The sequence below is a fragment of the Kribbella sp. NPDC056861 genome, from assembly GCF_040687575.1.
In the GTDB taxonomy this organism is placed as follows: Bacteria; Actinomycetota; Actinomycetes; order Propionibacteriales; family Kribbellaceae; genus Kribbella.
Map to the genome: position 1 here is coordinate 25,404 of NZ_JBFBNQ010000014.1, position 20,591 is coordinate 45,994.

The following is a 20,591-nucleotide window of genomic DNA, read 5'->3' on the forward strand; positions in this document are numbered from 1 at the left end:
CTCCTGAGAATGGGGGAGGCCGGGCGTGGTCAGCGCTGAAGTTCCGCGAGACGACGTTCGGGATCTGGCGCGGCGTTGGCGAGCAGCCGGGTGTAGTCGTGCTGGGGATGCAGAATCACGTCGTCGGCCGGCCCGTGCTCGACCACCTCGCCGCGGTACAGCACCATCACCTCGTCGCTGAAATGCCGTGCGGTCGCGAGGTCATGAGTGATGTAGAGAACGCCGAGGTTCTCTTCTCGCTGCAGGGTGGCCAGCAGATTGAGTACGCCGAGGCGGATCGAGACGTCGAGCATCGAGACCGGTTCGTCAGCCACCAGGATCCCTGGCTCCGGTGCGAGCGCCCGGGCGATGGCGACGCGCTGCCGTTGACCGCCGGACAGTTCGTGGGGCTTGCGTTGGGCGTAGTCCTCGGCCGGATCGAGCCGTACACGACGCAGCAGGTCCAGTACCCGCTTCTCTACCTGCTCGCTGGACAGGCCGGTGTGGTGAAGCCGGATCGGCCGGGCCAGGTGGTGGCCGACCGTGTGGTACGGGTTGAGGGAAGCGAACGGGTCCTGGAACACCATCTGCACGGCCTTGCGGTACTTCGAGGCACGCGTGCCGCGGTAGACCATGGGTTCGTCGTCCACCAGGATCGCACCGGAGGTCGGCCGCTCGAGCTGCATCAGCAGCTTGGCGATCGTCGACTTGCCCGAGCCTGACTGTCCGACCAGCGCGATGGTTCGTCCTGGTTGCAAGGTGAAGCTGACCTGGTCGACCGCGCGCAGCGTCGTACTGCGAAGGCCGTTGCGCAGCCGGTAGTCCTTGACCACGTTCTGCATCTCGAGCACGGTCATCGGCTCGGTACCTCCTCGGCTTCGCTCTCGGTGGCTTCAGGTGTCTGCACGGTCTCTTCCAGCGAGGTGTCCGCTCCGAGTGATCCGGTGCGGACGAAGTCACCCCGGTCTCCGGTGAGGCTGGGGAACGACGACAACAGGCGCCGGGTGTACGGATGCTTCGGTCGCGTGTAGAGGGTGAGGGCGTCCTCCAGTTCGACGATCTGCCCTGCGCGCATGACCGCGATGCGGTCGCTGATCTCGAGCAGCAGTGGCAGGTCGTGGGTGATGAAGATGACGGCGAAGCCGAGCTCGGCACGCAGCCGGGTGATCTCCTGCAGGATCTCGCGTTGCACCACCACGTCGAGCGCGGTGGTCGGCTCGTCCATCACCAGTACCTGCGGCTCGAGTGCGAGGGCCATCGCGATCATCACGCGCTGCCGCATCCCGCCCGACAGCTCGTGCGGGTAGGCGCGGAGGCGGTTGCGGTCGACGCCGACGCGTTCGAGCAGCTCGCCGCAGCGTTGGCGACGCTCTGCTTTGGCCATGCCTGGGCGGTGGGTGGTGAAGACGTCCTCGAGTTGCTCGGAGATTCGCAGTACCGGGTTGAGGGAGTTCATCGCGCCCTGGAACACCATGGCGATCTTGTCCCAGCGAAAGGCGCGCAGGTCGTCCCCGTTGAGGTCTGAGAGGTCGATGTCGAAGCCCTCCCGCGACGAGAACTGCACGTGCCCGGCGGTGATCAGAGCCGGTGGCTTCAGTAGGCGGGTGATGCCGTAGGCGAGGGTTGACTTGCCGCAGCCGCTCTCGCCGGCTAGGCCGAGGATCTCACCGCGGTAGAGGGTGAGCGATACGTCCTTGACCGCTTGCACCGTGGTCTCGGCGAGATAGTCCACGCTGAGATGCTCGATCGTGAGGACTGGATGCCGACCGGTACCGGGCGCGGTCATACGGTGGTCTCCTTGGCCTGCTTCAGTTGTCCACCGCTCATGCTCCAGCGTTTGCGGTCGGCGCGTGTCTGAGAGCGCAGCTTCGGGTTGATGATCTCGTCGATGGAGAAGTTGATGAGCGACAGCGCGGCGCCGAACAGAGCGATCGCCAGGCCGGGCGGGACGAACCACCACCAGGCGCCCAGCCGCAGGGCCAGGCCGTTCTGGGCGTAGAAGAGCATCGTGCCCCAGGTGAAGGACCCGGAGGCGCCGAGGCCGAGGAAGGACAGGCCCGCCTCGCCGAGGATCGCGAAGATCACCGCGAAGACGACCTGGGAGGCCAGCAGCGGAACGAGGTTGGGCAGGATCTCGACAAGCAGGATCCGCCATCTCTTCTCCCCGCCGACCCGGGAGGCCAGCACGTAGTCACGGCTCCGCACGCTGAGGGTGAACCCGCGGAGTACCCGCGCCGAGCCGGCCCAGCTGGTGATGGCCAGCACCGCAGCCACCAGCCAGATGGACTTGTCGGGGACGTAGCTCGAGATGACGATCACCAGCGGGAGGCCCGGGATGACGAGCACGATGTTGGTGAACAGCGAGAACGACTCGTCGACCCAGCCGCCGATGAACGCGCCGACCACGCCGAAGAAGGACGACAGGATGAGCGTGATCGCTCCGACCACTACTCCGATGGTCAGCGACCCGCGGGTCGCGTGGGCGAGTTGGGCGAAGACGTCCTGACCGGTCTGCGTGGTACCGAGCACGAAGCCGTCACCTGGGGGCGTCAGGCCGATGTCTCGCACGGTCGATGGTGAGCCGAGCACGAACGGACCGATCAGCCCGAACAGGACGATGACTCCGGCGAGGGTGAGACCGATGCCCAGCTTGAAGGTCATTGGCGGCAACGTGCGGCGCCGGCGTACGTCGGGCCGCTCCGTCCCGCTCGTCGGTGGTGGCTCGGAAGTCGTGATCGACATCAGGCCCAACCCTTCTAGGAGTGCGCTCGGGTGCGCGGGTCGATGAAGCCGTACAGGAGATCGACGAGCAGGTTGGCGCCGAGCACCGCGAGCGTGATGATCAGAAACACGCCCTGCATGAGTGCGTAGTCGTTGTTGCCGACGGCAAGTAGCAGGGCGGAGCCGATGCCGGGGTAGGAGAACACCGCCTCGGTGACGATGGAGCCGGCCACCACGAAGCCGAGCGAGATGGCGAAGCCCGAGATCGACGGCAGCACCGCGTTGCGCGCGGCGTATCGGGAGCGGATCCGCCGCGGTGTCAGGCCTTTGGCCTCGGCGGTCACGATGTAGTCCTCGGAGAGGGTGGACACCATCATGTTGCGCATCCCCAGCATCCAGCCGCCGATCGAGGACAACACGATGGTGAGCGCCGGGAGGGTTCCGTGGTACAGCACCGACTTGGCGAACGAGAACGTCCAGCTGGGGGTCACCGTGTAGACGTCGTAGCCGCCGTTGAGCGGGAAGATCGACCAGGTGCTGCTGAGCAGGAAGAGCAGCAGTAGCGCGAGCCAGAAGTACGGCACCGACTGCAGCATGGTCGTGAACGGAATGAGGTTGTCGATCCACGAGCCGCGCCGCCAGCCGGCGGCGCGGCCGAGCAGGACACCGACGGCGAACGAGATCACCGCGGCCAGGCCGATCAGTCCCACGGTCCAGGGCAGGGTCTGGCCGATGACCGAGGAGACCGGGGTGGGGAAGTACGCAACCGACGTCCCCAGGTCACCGGACACCAGTTGCTGGAGATAGGTCACGTACTGGTGCCGCAGCGACGAGTCCGAGTTGGTCCCGAGCAGCGCTTCGATCGCGGTTCGCGTCGTCGGGCTGACGGGGCCCTTGACGGCGAGCTTGGACAGCATGAGGTCGACGGGGTCGCCCGGCATCAGCCGCGGGATGAAGAAATTCAGCGTGAGTGCCGCCCAGCACGCCGCGACGTAGAACAGGAGTTTCCGCAGGAGGTAGTGCACTGGTGAGCCGTCCTTCCCCGATCGCCTCGCTGTCAGTTCGAGGGCGTGATGGTCTTGAGGACGATGCCGTTGTCCCAGCCCTTCCAGGAGGCCGGCAGCGCGTAGGTGTTCTCCTTGGTCGGCCACCCGGTCGCGCGGGAGGTGTTGAACTCGGTCAACATCGAGTTCACGTAGACCGGGATGTACGGCAGTTGGTTCGCGAGGACGGTCTGGATCTTGGCGTACTGCGCCTTCTGGGTCGCCTCGTCCGACGTTCCGGCCGCGGTCTTGAGCGCCGCGTCGACCTCAGGGTTGGAGAACCGCGCGAAGTTGCCCGCGGACGCGGTCTTGCCGACCGGTGCCGTGTTGTCGGTCGCGAGCTTTCCGTTGTACGTGAAGTAGGGGTTGGTCGAGGCGCCGAGGCCGACCGAGTCGAGCGACAACTGGAACTTGCCGTTGGTCTGGGCAGCGTTCCACTCGTTCCAGGACACCTGGCTGGGCTTCAGTTCGACGCCGATCTGGGCGAGTTGCTGCTTGAGGGTGTCGTTGATCGAGATGTAGTCGCTCCAGCCGGTCACGGTCTGGATCGTCAGTGACAGTCGCTGTCCGGCTTTGGCCCGGATCCCGTCGGAGCCCTTGGTCCAGCCCGCCTCGTCGAGGATCTTGTTCGCCGCAGCCTCGTCGGCACTCTGGGGAATCTTCTGCAGATTCTGATCGGTGATCCAACTGTCATCGCGACCGGGCAGCAGGAGAGCCGGGGATGCCACGGATGCGACCCCGCCGCCGGCGAGCTTGTTCAGTTGCTCGCGGTTCATCCCGAGGTAGATCGCCTTGCGCACCGCGGGGTCCGTCTGCGGGCCCTGACAGCCCAGGGCCGGGCTCGAGCAGGTGACCACCACCGTCGTCATGACGGGAGTGTTGAGATACGAGAGTTCCTTCTTGGACTTGATGATGCTGTCGATGCTCGGCAGGTAGGAACTCATCCAGTCGACCTTGCCCGCGACGAGCGCGGCGCTGGCGGCGTCCGCCGAGTCCAGCGAGATGTAGCGCACCTCCTTGATCGTCGGCTTGCCGGACTCCCAGTAGGAATCGTTCTTCTCGAGGGCGTAGCTCTGGGCTGTGAAGGTCTTGAGCTTGAACGGGCCGGTGCCGACCGGGTTGTCGTTGATGTTCGTGGCCGGGTCCTTGATGTCCTTCCAGATGTGCTCAGGCACGATGGCCTGGTTGGCGAGCACGGCTGGCTCCTGCATCAGGGACTTCGACGTGAACGTCAGTACGGCGGTGTCGTCCGCGGTGGCTTTCGCCGTGGCGGCGAGACCGGACGGGTTCAGCGCCGGCGTCTTGGCGATCAGATTGAACGTGAACGCGATGTCCTTGGCGGTGAACGGCTGACCGTCGTTCCACTTGACGCCCGGGCGGGTCTTGATGGTGAGCTCGGTGCCGGCCGTGTTCCAGGAGTAGCTGCTCGCGAGTACCGGGGTCGGGTCCGATTTCTTGGCGAAGTTGTACCAGTACAAGGGCTCGTAGATCACGCCCAGGGTGGGTTGCAGCGCGGTCGTGCTGAACGGGTTGAAGTTCTTCGTGATCGTGCCGGTCGCCCCGTTGAAGACGGTGATCGAGGCATCGGCCGCCGACTTGGGCTTGTCGCCGGCGCTGCTGCCCGAGCATGCGGCGATCAGGAGTGCGGCCGCGGTGACCGCTGCCGTGACGCCCAGCCGGCGCCCCACGCCCGCATGGTTCCCCACCTTGAAGTGCATGTCGTGGTCCTTTCGGAGTGTTCCGCGCCGATGACATGAAGCGGTTAAGTAAGTTGCGGATGACCGTAGAGTGCATATTTCTCTTACGTCAAGGTTTCGTTGGCTACTTCGTACTTAAGCTCTTAAGTTAATTAAGTGCGGAGCTTCAGTGGCCAGTCGCGTTCCGCCGGCGGGGGACAGGTCGGGTTTACTAGGGGCGACGAAGGAGGAGCATGAGCAAGCGACCGACCATCGCCGACATCGCGAGCCAGGCTGGTGTCTCCACCGGGGCGGTGTCCTACGCCCTGAACGGGCGGCCTGGCGTCTCGGCCGCGACCCGGGACAGGATTCTCGCGATCGCGAAGGAGATCGGCTGGCACCCCAGCGTCGCCGCCCGTTCGATGGCGGGTTCCCGGGTGAACGCGGTCGGATTGATCCTCGCCCGCCCGGCCCGGGTGCTCGGCATGGAGCCGTTCTTCATGCAGTTCATCTCCGGCGTCGAGTCCGTGCTGTCCGCGAACCGGACCGCTCTGCTCCTACAACTCGTGCCCGATCACGATGCCGCCGACGAGGCGGTCCGGTTCTGGTGGGCGGAGCGCCGGATCGACGGTGTACTGGTGATGGATCTCTGGGCGGACGATCAGCGGCCTGCGCTGCTCGCCGAGCTCGGCGTACCAGCGGTGATTGTCGGGCGCCCGCGTAAAGGGCTCGACCTCCCTGCCGTGTGGAGCGACGACGCGGCCGCGATCGATTCGGTCGTCGACTACCTGGTGACCATCGGGCACCGGCGGATCGCCCGGGTGGCCGGCTTGCCGAGCCTCGAGCACACGCAGATCCGAACGGCTGCCTTCCAGGCTGCTGCCGAGCGGCACAAGCTGGATTCAGCGCCGGTGGTCAGCACCGACTACACGTGGGAGGAGGGAGCGCAGGCGACCCGCAGATTGCTGACCTCCGCGGACCGGCCGACAGCGATCACGTATGACAACGACCTGATGGCAGTCGCCGCCCTCAGCGTCGCGCACGAGTTGTCGATCTCCGTCCCCGACCAACTCTCGATCGTGGCCGGCGACGATTCCCAACTCTGCCTGGTACAACATCCGTCCATCACCGCGCTCGCTCGCGACATCGTCGACTACGGCGCACGAACAGCCCAGGCGATGCTGGATCTGGTGGCGGACGGACGCACCGGAGTACACCAGACCCCAACTGCCACCTTGATCCCGCGAGCGAGCACCGCTGCTGCGCCATGACGAAATCGGCTGCCCTCTGCGACGCTCGGGCTTCACCGTGTGAAGCACTGGTGTCGACCTCGCGCGGCTGATGATCAGCCGTAAGTCGTGAAGAGCAGTCGCATCTATTGACCTGGACGGGCAACGATGTCACGACCGCGTACAACCACTGGACGCAGCTTCGCAACTCTGTGCTTATCATCGAATCAGAGGTCGCGTCCGTGCTCAACAAATTCGCCGCGTCGGAAACTGTTCATCTGCCGCAGATGATTTACACGTTGAGAGCGGTCCTGATGCTGCTGGGCTGAACATTCAGGACCTTAAGCTCCCTGACCTCGTCAGGTCCAGGTAGCCGTGCAGGTCCTGTGCCCATCGCGAATCATCACGTCGGCAAGAGCCCGGCTAGTCGGGGAGCTGGCCGTGGGCGATGACGTGCTGGGCGATGTCGTGCAGGCGCTGGTTGCGGTCTTGGGAGTAGCGCTGCAGCGTCGCGAACGCCTGGACGGCATCCAGTTTGTAGCGCTCCATCAGCCGCCCGACGGCCTGGCCGACGTTTTTGCGGGAGTCGATGGCCAGATTCAGGGAGGCCTCGGAGCGAGCCGAAGCGACCGCGATCGAGGCGTGCAGCGCGAGGAGTTGGGCGGCCTCGAGGTCTCCCTCGCCGAACACGTAGGGCTTGGTCGAGATGAGGTTGAGAACTCCGCTGGTGGAATGCGCGGTAAACAGCCGGATCGCGAGCGCGCTGCGGATCCCGCTCGCGGCCGCGGTCGGTGCCCATTTGGGCCACCGGTCGTCAATAACGGTGTCTTTGACGAGCACGTCGTCGTGGTCGGCGATGGCCAGCAGGCTGGGGCCTTCGCCAAGGTCGATCTGGAGCTGGTCCGCGGTGGTGACGAGTGGATCGGTCGCGGCGATGGTCTCGGCGCGGCGGCGGTTCATCAGCATCACCGACGCGGAGTCGTAGTGGAGCGCTTCGACCGCGAACTCCAGCACCGCCTCAACAGTGGCCAGTACTCCGACCTGGTCGTGCAGGTTCATCGCCATGTCACCGAACTCGCCGGCTTGGTCAGTCATCGATCTCCTACGCACCGGGCGCGCCAAAGAGACCCCCGGCGCGGTCTGCTTGGCGTTAACGAGTGTCTTGAGCATAGATCCTGCCTAAGTTCCGCGACGAGCAGCCAGGCGCTCCTCGCCAGACCTGTTTCATGGCCGAACCTGGGGTGTTCGGATTCTCGGGATATTCGCGGCATCGAGGGCGTCGGCGATGGCGGGGTGGGAGGCAATGACCCGCAGCTCGCCGTGAGCTCGGGTCGGCCGGCGCCAAATCTCCTGTAACGCACGGACAGCATCGTTGCTCAGATAGGTGCAGGCCGACAGATCAACCGTCAGAATCCCGGCGCACACCGGCCACACCTCGAACAGATCCTCGCGAAACGCCGCCGCGGTCAACCGGTCGACGTGACCGGTCGCGGTGATCGTGATGATCCCGTCGCTGACCTGGACCGTGAGCTGCTGGGACGCCGTTGGCTCGGGCCGGGCACACAGGTGGGATCTTGTGATCGCCGTCGGCTTGACAGGCCTGGCGGTCATGCGATGCCGGCCGTGGTGAGGCCATTACGGAGCCGGAGCAAGCCATCGCGGATCCGGGCTTTGACGGTGGGAAGCTTGACGCTGAGCAGATCAGCCACCTCCTGGTAGGTGTGACCCTCGTAGAAGGCCAGCACGAGCGCCTGGCGCTGCAGGTCTGTCAAGTCGAGCAGGCAGCCGCGGACCTGCTCGATCTCGGAGCCCCTGAGCACGGTCTCGGCAGTGAGGTCGAAGCTGGCCCCCGCCGCCGCACTGACGGCGTGGTCGCCATCACGGTCCTTAGCGGCGCGTTCTCGCCTGACCCGGTCGACGGCCCGCCGGTGAGCGATCGTCGTCACCCAGGTCTCCACTGAGCCGCGGTCGGCATCATAGCGGGGAGCGGTCCGCCACAGTTCGACCATGACGTCCTGGGCGATCTCTTCAGCCAGAGCCTGATTGCGCAGAACACGAAGCGCGATCCCGAACGCCCGGGACACGGTCGCAGCGTAGACGACGGCAAACGCGTCGTGGTCGCCATCGGCGACCTGTTCCATCACAACGGCCAGCTGCTTCGGTGGCCCGATCGCAGCAGGTATCGACATCGGAGTCACAGACACGGCAGCCAGCTCCCCTTTGGGATGAACACACGAATGAGGTGTGCCGCCGAGGTCCAGGGCAGCGTCGCGCGGCCCACATCGAACAGTGGACCTGTGAGTGACGGCAAATGCGTTCTCTTCTGACAGACACCCCCTTCAGGCAGGTGCCGGCAAGAGGGTGTTCGGAGCAACGAGTTCGTCGGATCGGCGACCGACCGATTCGGTTTCGTCTCGGCTTTGCAGAGGTTCGGGGCTGTTTTCGTTGCGAGGCAGACGGGTACGTTCCTACCTACCGCAACAGTTGCTGCCCAAGACCCCGGCGGCTCACCATGGAGTGCCTAGCTGGGGGTCTTACATGAATCGGACAGTTCTACCCAAGCCCCGTGCCCGCTCAGCGGCTCCCGGGGTCGAATGGGTCACTGATCGGCGTGAACTGTTGGAAGCCGCCGGCGGCGGTGACGCATGGGCTGTGGGTCAACTGTGTGACCGTCACGGCGCCGCGCTGTTCGGTCTGGCTCGCGCGATCCTGGGCGATCCCGCCCGCGCCGAGACCGTTGTGGTCGAGGTCATCGCCCGCGCCTGTATCGACCCTGGCGCTACTGCCACGGTACGTGCGCGGAGTCTGCGGCGAGAGCTGGCTCGGCTGACCTACCTGTATTCCACCCGCTGTCTGGACACCTCCTCCTCTTCACACCCAGGTGGCGGGTCGGCCATGATGGCCGGCTTGACCGACCTCGCACGCCAGCAGCGATCGGCGGTGGCGCTGGTGCAATGCGGCGATCACACTGTCGGTGACGTCGCCGGCCTGCTCGATTTGTCGGTTCCAGCTGTGGCGATGCTGTTGTGCTCCGGCCTGCGAGACCAGGAGACGGCGGACTGGTGGGCTGCCGGCGACCACGAACCCCTTCGGATGGGCCTCAGTGCACGATCTGGCTCCTGACCTCGATCAGGTTCTCCGGACGGTGCTTGAACTGGCTGTCGTCGGTGGGTATTGCGACTGGGCCACGATCAGACTCCGGGCCACCAAGTGGTACGCCGCGGTCACCATCACCTCCGACCTGCGAGACCAGGGCGGTGTGCCGGAGTCCGTCGGCGAACGGGAGACAACGAAGTCCCGCGAGTACAGCGTCCACGGCGTCGAACTGGCCGCAGGCAGGGAGTCCTTCGGCGTGATCGGCTTCTATGCGGCACACGCAAAGGGGTTCACCGCCACCGGGCAGGAAGCTGCTCGACTGGTCGCGATTCAGGCGGCGCTGACGATTGGCGCGGTCCGGTCCGCGGCTGAGCTGTCGTACAACATCAAGCTGCGCGACATCGCTCATGATGTCGTCACGTCAGGGCGCCTGCCGGCCGGCCGGCCGAGGCGAAAGCCGTCTCGTGACTTCTCTACGTAAGTCCTCTATCGATCTGGTGCCAAGCGGGTACTGAGGATCAACTCAAGCCCCTTGGAAACTGCCGTCGGACGACGATGAGGAAGTGAGAACAACTGAACCGGGCGCTGACGGTTTCGGCCGGGGAACAGGTTGACTGAATCGTTGGTGGTACGGAGAAGTGCCACTTCATCCTCATTCTTGTTGCGAGGCAGAGAAACATCGTCCCTCTGCCCCAGGCGAATCAACTTGCGACTAATTGGCTGCCCTGATGGGTGCGGCGGGTCAGACGTGCCTCGTGACGTCAATCGCCACTCCTGAAGGGAGTCGTTGCATGACGAACCACCAAACGAACGTCGGTAGCACGCCGGAAGGCGTCGCCGAAGCAGCCCGGGACGAAGCCGGGCAGCTGAAGGACACCTCGGTCGATGCGGCGCGACAGGTCGCGGAATCCGTTAAAGAGAAGGCCTCTGAGGTGACATCGGATGCTCGTGAGCAGACCCGGCGGCTTGCTGGGCAGACGCGTGACGAGCTGGTCGGACAGGCCAGTCAGCAGAAAGAGCGCGCCACCGAGAGCCTCCGGGCGGTTGGCGACGAGCTGCGTGGAATGGCCGAGCACGGGCAGTCCGGACTTGGTGCTCAGCTGGCCAGCCATGGCGCCGACTTCTCGAACCAGGCAGCGGACTTCTTGCAGAAGCATGAGCCGGGTGAACTGCTGGACGAGGTCCGGGGATATGCGCGGCGCAAGCCAGGAACGTTCCTACTGGCTGCCGCAGTTGCGGGCGTGGTCGCCGGTCGGCTGACTCGTGCCCTGACTTCAGGCGACGCGAGCTCGACAAAGTCCGGTTCGTCCGCTGGTATGCCGTCGTCGAACGGTCTTGGTGCGACGGGACACGGGGTCAGCGATGCTGCTGCTGACGACTACCTTGTTCCTCCGCCGGGCAACGCGCCGCCGATGAGCGCGCCGCCGATCGGCGAAACCACTCCGCCGCCGCCGATGCCCACACCGGTGGCTCCCACTCCGGATCCGGGAGCGCCCGTGACGCCCCGGTTCGGACCGGGTCAGGCGCAGTGAAATGACCTTCGACGGATCAGCGGTACCCGGCGGCGGTGCGAACCGCGTGTCGGTGGACGACTCGGTGGGTGAGCTGGTTTCTCAGCTGACCACCGATCTCGGAGACCTGACTCGCCAGGAGTTGGCGCTGGCCAAGGCGGAGCTCCAGGCGGAGGCGAAGAAGGCAGGCAAGGGTGCGGGCATGCTCGGGGGAGCGGCTTTGGCCGGCTGGATGGTTGCTCTCTTCCTGTCCCTGACGGTGATGTACGCCCTTGATGAGGCGATGGACCTTATCTGGGCTGCGCTGATCGTCACCGTCCTCTGGGCGATAGCTGCCTCAGTACTGGCGATGTCGGGCCGCAAGGAGCTTGCAGAGGTCAGCCCGAAACCCGACCAGACGGTCGAATCACTCAAGGAGGACGCGAAATGGCTGAAGACCCGGAAGAGCTGAAGCGCAACATCGAGCAGAGCCGGCTCAAGGTCGGTCGCGACGTCGACGCCCTGACGGAGAAGGTCAGCCCGAGTCGTGTTGTCGGGCGCCGGGTCGAGCGGGCTCGCGGCGGAGTTCATCGGTTGAAGGAGAGTGTGATGGGAACGGCGGATTCGGTGGGTGGATCGGTAAGCGACACGGCTGGTTCGGCCGCGTCGTCAGTGCATGACGCTGGTAGCAAGGTCGGCGAGGCTGTCGGTTCCGCGCCGGGTATGGCGCGGTCACGGACTCGCGGTACGCCGCTGGCGGCCGGCCTGGTCGCTTTCGCTGCTGGATGGATGGTGGCTGCTGCGTTGCCTGCTTCGACTCAGGAGCGCGAGCTGGCGGAGGAGGCCAAGGACAAGGTCGCAGGTCCGGTGAAGGAGCAGGCTGCGGCCATGGCTCAAGAGCTGAAGGACGACCTTCTGGAGCCGGCTCAGGAAGCCGTCGCCAGCGTGAAGGACTCTGCGTCCCAAGCGGCTTCAGACGTGGCTGACGACGGCCGCTCGGCGGCTCACCAGGTTGCGGACGGCGCGCACAGTTCAGCGGACAATGTCCGCCAGGCAGGCTCCTCCAGCTAACGAGCAGTCGGCGGTGCGAACTGCCGCCGATGTACGTCGACTAGCCGAGTGAGTTTCGGGCAAGAAAGCTCAGAGGGTGCCGGCATCCGAGTGCGATCTGCTGCTTCCAGCAGTTCGAGGTTCTGATGTCCGGCACCCGCTTCTGCCAGTCAGCTCCGGTCGGACTCGTCCGAGCGGCGCCAGGTCAGCCGGCCGCCGCGGAAGAGCAGGAACGTTACGCCTCCGACAACGATGACGGCTGTGCCCGCGGCAGCGATCACCAAGGGAATCCCGGACCAGTCATTTGGGTCACCGTCGCCATCACCGGGGATCGGGCGATCCGGTTGTGGTGTTGAGCCAAGACTGGGGGAGGGGGTATCGCTCACGACAGAGGCCGATGTGTGAGGGAGGGCCGGCCGGGTGGCGGACGAAGCTGTGGCGAACGCCTGCGGGGTGATCGCGAGTATCAACAGGAGGGCAGCGATGGCCCCGATGCGAGTGGCAAGTCTTCGGCAGAACACGATGCCTCCATTTCCTCAGCTGTCAGTCCCCGCGTTCAGGGCGAGCTGAACGCGGGGATCGCTCGTAACATGGAGATTTCACACGTGGGCCCGGCGAGGGTGCTGCTACTCGCTGGCTTCTTCGCGGAGTTTCTTCTGCAGGTCGTCCTTGCCGAGTGAGGAGACACCGGAGACATCGGCGTTGCGGGCCTGCTGCAAGAGCTCTTCGCGGGTGATGTCGTCCGGCTGATCGCCGAGGTGTTCCTTGCGGCTGGCTGCGAAGGCCTCGCCGAGCTCGACGCGGCGCTTCTCACTCAGGTTGGCACGGATGCCGGGCAGGACGTTGGTCTCCTCTTCCTCGACGTGGTGGCTGACCGCCTCGACGAGGTTCTGAAGCACCTTGTTGAAGTCCTTGGAGTCCGGATCGGTGGCGGCGAGCTTGGCCAGCAGTTGGTCCGCCTCGACGTGCTCCTCCTGGCTGTGGGCGACCTCGTCGGCTTCGTCGGCCTCAGCGGCGGCCGCGGGGTAGACGGCGGACTCCTCGGCGCGGCTGTGGGCCGACAACAGGGTGGTCAGCACCGGTACCAGGCCCTTGCGCTTCTCGGGGTTGTCCTTCAGTTCGTCGAACAGCCGCTCGACCTCACGGTGGTCCTGCATGATCAGATCGACGACATCGGCAGTCATGCCACTTCCCCTTCATCCGCGTCCCCGCCTTGGTCGGCGTGACTCTCAGTTACTGGTACCCGAATGCCAAACCGTGGTGGGCCGGTCCGCGAGCCGACTTTTCGGATGCGGGCGATGGGGCACTGGAGCATGGAGTGCCGAACGGAAAGAAGTGAGATCGATGGCAGTGCAACAGTCCATCTGCAATGCCGGCGAGCCGTGGACCGGCGCCGAGATCGCCCAGCTGAGAAGACTCGCCGAGAACAACCTTTCGGTGTGCGTGATCAGCTTGCGGCTCGGCCGTCCTGAGGTTGCTGTGAAGGCGAAAGCAACCCAGGCGAATATCACGCTGCTTCCCCGGAATCGCTTGCCGTACGGCAGGTTGTAGGTCGGGTTCGTGATTGGTTTGGGGCGGGTATTGGCCAGCACCAGTCGTCAGGCAGTGAGCGAGTCGGAGTGGGCCACTGCACTTCAGCGTGGGCGCTTGAGGAGCCGCATGAGTGTCGGGCGCGGGCCCGGCGGAGTCTCGGCCTGTACTCCGCGGCGTCCCCACCACACCCACCAGATCATCGATTGGGTGACGAGACTGAAGCCGAACCAGAAGTCTTCGACTGGCGCGTGACCGATGCGCCAACCGAGGATGGCATTGTCGTTGTAGTTGAAGACGCCGCGGGAGGTGAGCCACTCGTTCGTGAGGAGCTGGAAGAACAGAATGATGAGATACGAGACCCAGAACACGCGCCGGGTGAGCAATCTGGTCCGTAGCACCCACAGGTCCAGCACGACTGTGACGACGATGCTGAGCAGCGAAGCCTCGGTATGCGTCATTTCTGGTTCTTCTCATCAGCAGCGGGGCGTGGTTCGTCGCCTACCGCCCAGCCCCGCACACTGCGAACGGCCTCCAATGTCATGACGGATGCCAGCGGGACCACGACGAAGAAGAGTATTTCCTCGAGCGGCAGGCCGGCGAGCGATACCCCGAGAGTGAGTGACTCGTCGAACCACCAGTGCCCGGCCCGTACTGCGATGAGGTCCCACAGCGCGAAGGGCAACCCCGCGCAGAGCAGGACGAGCCCGAACCGGCGTGGCCGTGAGTACACCCGGGTGCGTAACAGCAACTCCAGCGGCAGCGTGGCCACGAGTACGAACGCCAGCATGGCTACGTACGTCAGTTCGCGCATAGGGCCATCCTCGCCGATGCCTCCAACATCGCGATGACAATCGCTCACCGGTCAGGTGCTGAGGTCCGGAGTCTGGCGAGGGGGACCGGCGCGGTTCTGAAGGGCCGCGACCTGGCGGCCGCCGCGGCGACACTCACCTACTTCTCGGCTGTGGCTGTTGTTCCTTGGCTGCTATTGGCTCTCTGGAGCACTACCTGGTTTCGCAGTACCGACGCTGCCGAGCGTCGCCTGCTTGACCTGCGGGTACTGGTACCTCCTGACATGGGGGGCCGACCGTTGTACGACGTGCTGGTACATGCGGGAACCCATCTCGGGCTCGTCGGCGCCCTGATCTTGTTGCTCCCCGCATCGTTCTACGGCGAGGGCATCCGGCGGGCCTGTCTGGCTCTGCGGCCGACCCCCGATCGGTTCACTGGATGGCGCGGCCGACTATTGGTGATGGCGCTGCTGGCGGTATGGCCGCCGCTCGTCTGGGCGATCCTGGCGGTCGGTGATTTGCTGGAACCGCTCTCGCCCGAGGGCGGTGGGGGCGGACTCGGCGACCAGTTGGTCCGGATCATCGCTGGTTTCGCAGTTGTCTGGCTGGCGTTGAGCATCTTGCTCACATGGACTTTTCGGGCGGTCGCTCCCGGCAAACCCCGCTGGACCGTCGCGGTAGCCGGCGCGCTGGCCACCGGTTCGTGTTTGGCCGGCCTCCTGCATGGCTTCCAGCTCTTCCTCGCGATTCCGATCGACGTCGGAGTTCCGTTCGGTGGTCTGGGTGCGGTTGGCGCTGTGGCTGCTCTCGGATTCTGGCTCTATGCCCTACACGTGTTCGTATTGCTGGGATGGGCAGTCACTCAGGCGCTTGAGAACCAGGTGCAAGGCTGGTCGTCGGAGCCCGCTGGTGGGACGGCGTGAGCGGCCTGGACGGCAACTTTGTTGAGCTGCGGATGTGGCGGGTCGCGAAGGTCGGCCCGGCCCTACTACGTATGGCCAGCGGGCGTTTCGGGCTGCGCGCGACGCCTGGCCTGCGTTTTGCGAAACTACTGGGCACCGGTTCGGGCCGCACCTTCACGCCACGCGATGCAGACCTGCACCACTGGGCCTTGCTGTCCGTGTGGGACGGTGACGAATCTGCTGATGAATTCGGCGGTGGCCGCTTGGTGCGCAGTTGGGAGGCGGCGTCGGAGGAGCATCTACGGGTACGGATGACGCCGCTGTCGGCCCGGGGCCAGTGGGCGGGCGCGCAGCCGTTCCAGGCCTCCGATCAAGTCGGTCATTGTGGTCCGGTAGCTGCGATCACGAGGGCTCGGCTGCGGCCGGCTCGAGCGCTGTCGTTCTGGCGGGCAGTGCCGCCGGTTGTGACCGCTCTCAGCACGGCGCCCGGTCTGCGGCTCGCAGTGGGGATCGGCGAGGCGCCGGTAGGTCTGCAGGGCACCTTCTCGCTCTGGGAGTCGGGACAACACCTGATCGATTTCGCCTACCGCGATGCTGCTCATCGAGCTGCTGTTCAGCAGACCGAACCGGCCCGGTGGTACGCCGAGGAACTGTTCGCCCGCTTCGCAGTGCACGAGGTCGAGGGCACTTATCGTGGGCGGATGCCGTGAACAGCTCGGTGGAGACCCGCACTCCGCGTAGCAGGGCGACGTCTTGGGTGGCAGGGACGCTGGCAGCGGTTGCGGTGCTGGTGCAGATGATCTTCCCCTTCACCGACGGTGGCACCTATGTGTTGACTGTCGCCAGCGTGCTGCTGCTTTCGACTGCCGCGCTCGTTCATGCCGTGGCCACACGGGGGGTGCGTGCCGCACTGGTTCTCCTGCTCGTGGCTGGTGGCGGCGGGCTTCTCGTGGAGACCGTAGGTGTCAACACCGGCGTGCCATTTGGTGGCTACCACTACACCGGCACACTCGGCTTCGAGCTGCTTGACGTGCCGATTCTGGTGCCGATGGCATGGGTGATGATCGCGTGGCCCGCGCTGATCGTGTCCCGGTTGCTGGTTCCGGGCCGCGGGACTTTGGTGAGGTCCTTGGTCGCGGCGTGGGCGCTCACCGCGTGGGATGTGTTTCTCGACCCGCAGATGGTCGATGCGGGCCATTGGGTGTGGGACGAACCGCGTCCCGCGCTCCCTGGGGTTGAGGGCATCCCGTTGACGAATTTCGCAGGGTGGCTGCTCGTATCGTTCGTCATCTGCGGAGCGCTTGACCGGTTGGTGGCAGCTCCGGTGGAGCTGAGGCGTGATGCTGTGCCGGTCGCGGTCTATCTGTGGACCTATGGTTCGTCGGTGCTTGCGCATGCGCTGTTCTTCGGGCGCCCTCCGGTCGCTTTGGCGGGCGGTGTGGTGATGGGGCTCGTGGCGTTTCCGTTGGCTGCGTTGGTTGTTCGCGATGTGCGGTCCAGTCATTGGATCGGCAAGTGGTGAGTACGTCCGTAGGTCGCTGGACGGTCCGTGCCGGTACCGCGCTCGCTGTCTGCTCGCTGGGACTGACTATCGACAACCTGCGCCGGCTGCGGGTTGCAACTCCCGCTGCGTCGCCAATGCCGGAAGACATCGCCGTGCTGCTGCCCGTACGGGACGAGGTCGACCGGGTCGAAGGATGTGTGCGCGAGCTGACCGCGGCCGCCGCACACTGGCCTGGGAATGCACGGGTGATTGTGCTTGACGATGAGTCCAGCGACGGTACAGCTGAGGTGCTGCGCGATCTCGGACATCTGGTCGAGGTCGTCTCGGGGGTCCGGACGCCGTCGGGCTGGCTGGGGAAGCCGTGGGCCTGCCAGCAGCTGGCTGACGCTGCGGGGGATGCATCGGTGCTGATCTTCGTCGACGCCGATGTGAACCTCGCGGTCAGCGCGTTGACCGCGACGGTGGACTTGTTGCGTTCGTCGGGCCTCGACCTCGTCTGTCCCTACCCGCGCCAGGAGGCGAACGGCGCCGCAGAGCGCCTGGTGCAGCCGCTGCTTCAGTGGTCCTGGATGAGCACGCTGCCGTTGGGTATAGCCGAGCGGTCAGCACGGCCGTCGTTGACTGCCGCGAACGGTCAGTTGCTCGCCGTTGATGCCGCCGCTTACCGGCGTGCTGGTGGCCACGCGGCAGTGCGGGCCGAGGTACTCGAGGACATCGGCCTGCTGCGGGCGCTGAAGCGTGCGGGTGGGCGTGGAGTGGTCGCCGAGGGCAGCCGTATCGCCTCCTGCCGGATGTACGACGGGTGGACCGATTTGAGGGCCGGCTACACCAAATCGCTTTGGGCTGCCTTCGGATCCCCGCTCGGTGCCGCGGCAGTGACGTTGCTGATGCTGCTCTCGCACGTCGTTCCTGCGCTGGCAGCGCTCCGGGGATCCCGGATGGGCCTGGCTGGTTACCTCGCCGGCGTGGCTACGCGGGTACTGGTCGCACGCCGTACCGGTGCCCGGGCGTACCCCGATGCGTGGGCACATCCGATTTCGGTGGCGGTGTTCTCCGCGCTCACCGCCGACTCGGTCATCGCCCGGCGACGTGGAACCTTGCGGTGGAAAGGCCGATCGGTCGAGGTGCGTCGGTGAGTCGGGCCGTCATCGTGGGGGCCGGTGTCGGCGGGCTTGCCACCGCAGCGCGCCTGAGCGCGTCAGGGCATCAGGTGGTGGTCCTCGAGCAGTCCGATGAAATCGGCGGCAAGCTAGGCATCCTGCGACGGGACGGGTTCGTCTTCGACACCGGGCCATCGCTGCTGACCATGCCGCACCTGATCACCGAGCTGTTCGCCGACACCGGACCGCCTCTGGCCGAGGTACTCACGCTGCAGCGCCTCGATGTCGCCTGTCGCTACCGCTTCCCTGACGGCACGGTCCTCGATCTCCCTGGCGAGGCCACCGCCATCCCGGCGGCTCTGGACGCTGCTCTGGGGGCTGGTCGCGGGGCACAGTGGACCGGCTTCATGCAACGAGCGCAACGGATCTGGGACATCACTCGCGAGCCGTTCCTGGAGTCCCCGGTCACGCTGAAGGACATGATTCGGCTGTCCCGTCGTCTCGACCACGTCGGCACGGTCGCGCCGTGGCGCAGCTTGCGCGGGCTTGGCTCGGCGTACCTCGAGGATCCACGTCTACGGATGTTGCTTGACCGCTATGCGACCTATACCGGTTCCGATCCTCGCCGTGCACCAGCCGCTTTGGCTGCCGTGCCGTACGCCGAGCAGGCCTTCGGATCCTGGTACGTCCCAGGCGGGCTGTACCGCATCGCCGAGGCGTTGGCAGAGCGCGCCCGGTTGCATGGCGCGCAAGTGCGGACTGGCACTGAGGTGATCGAGATCTGCGTGCGGGGCGGCCGTGCCGACGGCGTACGACTGGCGGACGGAAGCGTTGTCGAGGCCGATGTCGTGGTCGCCAATGTCGATGCCGCCCAGGTCTACGGCCGTCTTGTTTCTGGGCAGCGCGCAAGGCGAGCGGCCGCACGTATCCGCCGTACGACGCCGTCACTGTCGGGCTTCGTGCTGTTGCTGGCACTCGACCATGCCCCTGCCGACCAGCCGCATCATCAGGTGCTGTTCGCGGAAGACTATGACGCCGAGTTCGACTCTGTGTTCGGTCACGCCAGCCGGGCTCGACCGGTCGAACGCCCCACCGTGTACATCTCGGCTCCTGACGATCCGGCAACTGTTCCGTCCTCCGGTGCGAGCGCTTGGTTCGTGCTGGTCAATGCTCCGCGCCACGACCCCGTCCGGGGCGTCGACTGGGATTCTCCTGGGGTCGCTGACGACTACGCCGACCGGGTGCTTTCGGTGATGGCGTCGCGCGGCCTCGATGTCCGAAGTCGGGTGCGGCATCGCACAGTGCTCACACCGGCAGACCTGGCTCGGCGCACGCTCACTCCTGGTGGCTCCATCTACGGGACGTCGTCGAACGGAGCCAGCGCGGCTTTCCGGCGTCCGGCCAACCGTTCACCGATCTCTGGTCTCTATCTGGTCGGCGGCTCAGCTCACCCTGGAGGTGGGCTGCCGCTGGTGACGCTCTCGGCCCGGATCGTGGCCGGCATCATCGGACCGGCGTAACGCACCCTCATGCCAGGCGACGTCGTACAGCCAGCAACAGGTGACCAAGCCCGATCAGAGCGATCGTCAGACCGACACTGGTCGCACCGATGGCGATGACACCGCCGTCGAGCTGGGGGAGTAGGTCAGCACCTGCTTTGCGTGCCGTCCACTCGACACCACAGAGGAAGAGCGCGAATGCCGCCACGATCACCCGGGTAGGGCGTTCTGCAATGGTCACGGCGCCCGGTCCTTCCAAGCCCGCGGCCTGCGCGGTTGCTCGCAGCGATTCGTGCAGGAGCATCACGCCACCAAGCGCTGCGCCTAGCCACAGCGGGGCGCCGAGCACAACCAAGGTGAGTACGAGCAGCAGATCGGAGATCCGGTCGGCCAGCGAGTCGAACACCTGACCCCAGCGTGACGTCGTACCGGTCCGTGATGCGACAGCGCCGTCGACGCCATCGAGCACTGCTGCAGCCACTACAACGGGTACTGCGATCAACAGCCATGCGGACCCTGCCCATGCCAGCAGTGGCACAGCTGCCGTGACAGCTGTCCCGAAAATCGTGACCGCATTGGGGCTGATTCTGCGCAATGCAAGGGGTTTCGCGCAGGCGTCGATCAGGGATACCCAGCCCGAGACCCATATCGATCCGTGGGGGTTCAGGCCACCGTGGCGCCGTGACCACTGGGCGTGGGCATCCTCGAGCTCGTCAGGTAAGTCGGACGTCGTCACAGGCCGTCAATCGTTGCGGCGCCGGTCGCCGCGCTTTGCCATGATGACGCCCCCGGCAACGACAATCGGGATCAGAAGGCCGAAAGGTAGCCACTTCATGCCTGACCAGTCGTCCCTGTCGCCGTCGGCGGATCCAGGCGGGTTCGCGGCGGGACTGTTGGTCGATCCCAGAGTCGGACTCGGATCTGCTGCGAAAGCGAGCGAAGATGTCGTGACCATCAGCGCGAACATGAGCGTGATCACTG

At 65.6% G+C, this 20,591-nt stretch carries 25 protein-coding genes; 12 read left to right on the top strand and 13 right to left on the bottom strand.

What is annotated here, in order from left to right; genetic code table 11:
• Nucleotides 1–29: 29 nt before the first annotated feature.
• The 5 genes from AB0P21_RS41205 to AB0P21_RS41225 are packed head-to-tail and all read right to left on the bottom strand — an operon-like array spanning nt 30 to nt 5,461.
• Nucleotides 30–836 carry an ATP-binding cassette domain-containing protein gene (locus tag AB0P21_RS41205; protein ID WP_363705015.1) on the bottom strand — a complete coding sequence of 269 codons (807 nt, stop codon included), beginning with the start codon at nt 834–836 and terminating at the stop codon, nt 30–32.
• On the bottom strand, nt 833–1,765 hold the full coding sequence (locus AB0P21_RS41210; RefSeq protein WP_363705017.1) for an ABC transporter ATP-binding protein: 933 nt from the start codon (nt 1,763–1,765) through the stop codon (nt 833–835). The genes AB0P21_RS41205 and AB0P21_RS41210 overlap by 4 nt, the downstream gene beginning before the upstream one ends.
• Entirely contained in the window at nt 1,762–2,721 is a 960-nt protein-coding gene (locus tag AB0P21_RS41215; RefSeq protein WP_363705019.1) for an ABC transporter permease, read from the bottom strand. Before AB0P21_RS41215 ends, AB0P21_RS41210 begins: the two co-directional genes overlap by 4 nt.
• 14 nt (nt 2,722–2,735) lie before the next feature.
• Entirely contained in the window at nt 2,736–3,725 is a 990-nt protein-coding gene (locus AB0P21_RS41220; RefSeq protein WP_363705021.1) for an ABC transporter permease, read from the bottom strand.
• 32 nt (nt 3,726–3,757) lie between these two features.
• Entirely contained in the window at nt 3,758–5,461 is a 1,704-nt protein-coding gene (locus AB0P21_RS41225) for an ABC transporter substrate-binding protein (protein WP_363705023.1), read from the bottom strand.
• A gap of 212 nt (nt 5,462–5,673) precedes the next feature.
• Between AB0P21_RS41225 and AB0P21_RS41230 the strand changes: the two genes are divergently transcribed.
• Nucleotides 5,674–6,690 (top strand): LacI family DNA-binding transcriptional regulator, encoded by a 1,017-nt coding sequence (locus tag AB0P21_RS41230; protein ID WP_363705025.1) that lies wholly within the window; start codon nt 5,674–5,676, stop codon nt 6,688–6,690.
• Between the two features lie 381 nt (nt 6,691–7,071).
• Here the strand turns inward: AB0P21_RS41230 and AB0P21_RS41235 are convergent, their stop codons facing one another.
• The 3 genes from AB0P21_RS41235 to AB0P21_RS41245 all read right to left on the bottom strand — a co-directional run bounded on the left by AB0P21_RS41235 (nt 7,072) and on the right by AB0P21_RS41245 (nt 8,837).
• Nucleotides 7,072–7,743, bottom strand: a complete 672-nt coding sequence (locus AB0P21_RS41235; protein ID WP_363705027.1) for a GAF and ANTAR domain-containing protein — start codon at nt 7,741–7,743, stop codon at nt 7,072–7,074.
• Between the two features lie 129 nt (nt 7,744–7,872).
• Nucleotides 7,873–8,259 (bottom strand): STAS domain-containing protein, encoded by a 387-nt coding sequence (locus AB0P21_RS41240; protein WP_363705029.1) that lies wholly within the window; start codon nt 8,257–8,259, stop codon nt 7,873–7,875.
• On the bottom strand, nt 8,256–8,837 hold the full coding sequence (locus AB0P21_RS41245; protein WP_363705080.1) for a sigma-70 family RNA polymerase sigma factor: 582 nt from the start codon (nt 8,835–8,837) through the stop codon (nt 8,256–8,258). Before AB0P21_RS41245 ends, AB0P21_RS41240 begins: the two co-directional genes overlap by 4 nt.
• 463 nt (nt 8,838–9,300) lie before the next feature.
• Here AB0P21_RS41245 and AB0P21_RS41250 point away from each other — a divergent pair, with 463 nt between their 5' ends.
• The 5 genes from AB0P21_RS41250 to AB0P21_RS41270 all read left to right on the top strand — a co-directional run bounded on the left by AB0P21_RS41250 (nt 9,301) and on the right by AB0P21_RS41270 (nt 12,305).
• Nucleotides 9,301–9,771: a hypothetical protein gene (locus tag AB0P21_RS41250; RefSeq protein ID WP_363705031.1), complete on the top strand. Its 471-nt coding sequence runs from the start codon at nt 9,301–9,303 to the stop codon at nt 9,769–9,771.
• A gap of 22 nt (nt 9,772–9,793) precedes the next feature.
• Nucleotides 9,794–10,225 (top strand): hypothetical protein, encoded by a 432-nt coding sequence (locus tag AB0P21_RS41255; protein WP_363705033.1) that lies wholly within the window; start codon nt 9,794–9,796, stop codon nt 10,223–10,225.
• A 310-nt stretch (nt 10,226–10,535) separates the two neighbouring features.
• Nucleotides 10,536–11,276 carry a hypothetical protein gene (locus AB0P21_RS41260; protein WP_363705035.1) on the top strand — a complete coding sequence of 247 codons (741 nt, stop codon included), beginning with the start codon at nt 10,536–10,538 and terminating at the stop codon, nt 11,274–11,276.
• Between the two features lies 1 nt (nt 11,277).
• Nucleotides 11,278–11,706 carry a phage holin family protein gene (locus tag AB0P21_RS41265; protein ID WP_363705037.1) on the top strand — a complete coding sequence of 143 codons (429 nt, stop codon included), beginning with the start codon at nt 11,278–11,280 and terminating at the stop codon, nt 11,704–11,706.
• Nucleotides 11,682–12,305: a DUF3618 domain-containing protein gene (locus AB0P21_RS41270; RefSeq protein ID WP_363705039.1), complete on the top strand. Its 624-nt coding sequence runs from the start codon at nt 11,682–11,684 to the stop codon at nt 12,303–12,305. Before AB0P21_RS41265 ends, AB0P21_RS41270 begins: the two co-directional genes overlap by 25 nt.
• Nucleotides 12,306–12,910: 605 nt before the next feature.
• On the opposite strand, the gene AB0P21_RS41275 is transcribed toward AB0P21_RS41270, so the two are convergent.
• Nucleotides 12,911–13,468, bottom strand: a complete 558-nt coding sequence (locus AB0P21_RS41275; RefSeq protein ID WP_363705041.1) for a hemerythrin domain-containing protein — start codon at nt 13,466–13,468, stop codon at nt 12,911–12,913.
• A gap of 160 nt (nt 13,469–13,628) precedes the next feature.
• On the opposite strand from AB0P21_RS41275, the gene AB0P21_RS41280 reads away from it, so the two are divergent.
• Entirely contained in the window at nt 13,629–13,835 is a 207-nt protein-coding gene (locus AB0P21_RS41280) for a hypothetical protein (RefSeq protein WP_363705043.1), read from the top strand.
• A gap of 83 nt (nt 13,836–13,918) precedes the next feature.
• Here AB0P21_RS41280 and AB0P21_RS41285 read toward each other — a convergent pair whose 3' ends face one another.
• Nucleotides 13,919–14,275, bottom strand: coding sequence for a lycopene cyclase domain-containing protein (locus AB0P21_RS41285; RefSeq protein WP_363705045.1), 357 nt, complete (start codon nt 14,273–14,275; stop codon nt 13,919–13,921).
• The gene (locus AB0P21_RS41290; protein WP_363705047.1) at nt 14,272–14,628 is read right to left on the bottom strand and encodes a lycopene cyclase domain-containing protein; all 357 of its coding nucleotides are present in this window, start codon (nt 14,626–14,628) and stop codon (nt 14,272–14,274) included. The genes AB0P21_RS41285 and AB0P21_RS41290 overlap by 4 nt, the downstream gene beginning before the upstream one ends.
• A gap of 33 nt (nt 14,629–14,661) precedes the next feature.
• Here AB0P21_RS41290 and AB0P21_RS41295 point away from each other — a divergent pair, with 33 nt between their 5' ends.
• The 5 genes from AB0P21_RS41295 to crtI are packed head-to-tail and all read left to right on the top strand — an operon-like array spanning nt 14,662 to nt 19,631.
• The gene (locus AB0P21_RS41295) at nt 14,662–15,528 is read left to right on the top strand and encodes a YihY/virulence factor BrkB family protein (RefSeq protein ID WP_363705049.1); all 867 of its coding nucleotides are present in this window, start codon (nt 14,662–14,664) and stop codon (nt 15,526–15,528) included.
• The gene (locus AB0P21_RS41300; protein ID WP_363705051.1) at nt 15,525–16,217 is read left to right on the top strand and encodes a hypothetical protein; all 693 of its coding nucleotides are present in this window, start codon (nt 15,525–15,527) and stop codon (nt 16,215–16,217) included. Before AB0P21_RS41295 ends, AB0P21_RS41300 begins: the two co-directional genes overlap by 4 nt.
• A 47-nt stretch (nt 16,218–16,264) precedes the next feature.
• A complete protein-coding gene (locus tag AB0P21_RS41305; protein ID WP_363705053.1) occupies nt 16,265–17,029 on the top strand; it encodes a carotenoid biosynthesis protein in 765 nt (254 codons plus the stop codon).
• On the top strand, nt 17,026–18,147 hold the full coding sequence (locus AB0P21_RS41310; RefSeq protein WP_363705055.1) for a glycosyltransferase family 2 protein: 1,122 nt from the start codon (nt 17,026–17,028) through the stop codon (nt 18,145–18,147). The genes AB0P21_RS41305 and AB0P21_RS41310 overlap by 4 nt, the downstream gene beginning before the upstream one ends.
• Nucleotides 18,144–19,631 carry a phytoene desaturase family protein gene (crtI, locus tag AB0P21_RS41315; RefSeq protein ID WP_363705057.1) on the top strand — a complete coding sequence of 496 codons (1,488 nt, stop codon included), beginning with the start codon at nt 18,144–18,146 and terminating at the stop codon, nt 19,629–19,631. Before AB0P21_RS41310 ends, crtI begins: the two co-directional genes overlap by 4 nt.
• A gap of 7 nt (nt 19,632–19,638) precedes the next feature.
• Here the strand turns inward: crtI and AB0P21_RS41320 are convergent, their stop codons facing one another.
• Nucleotides 19,639–20,346 carry a CDP-alcohol phosphatidyltransferase family protein gene (locus tag AB0P21_RS41320; RefSeq protein ID WP_363705059.1) on the bottom strand — a complete coding sequence of 236 codons (708 nt, stop codon included), beginning with the start codon at nt 20,344–20,346 and terminating at the stop codon, nt 19,639–19,641.
• Nucleotides 20,347–20,352: 6 nt separating this feature from the next.
• Nucleotides 20,353–20,589 carry a hypothetical protein gene (locus AB0P21_RS41325; protein WP_363705061.1) on the bottom strand — a complete coding sequence of 79 codons (237 nt, stop codon included), beginning with the start codon at nt 20,587–20,589 and terminating at the stop codon, nt 20,353–20,355.
• Between the last annotated feature and the right edge of the window lie 2 nt (nt 20,590–20,591).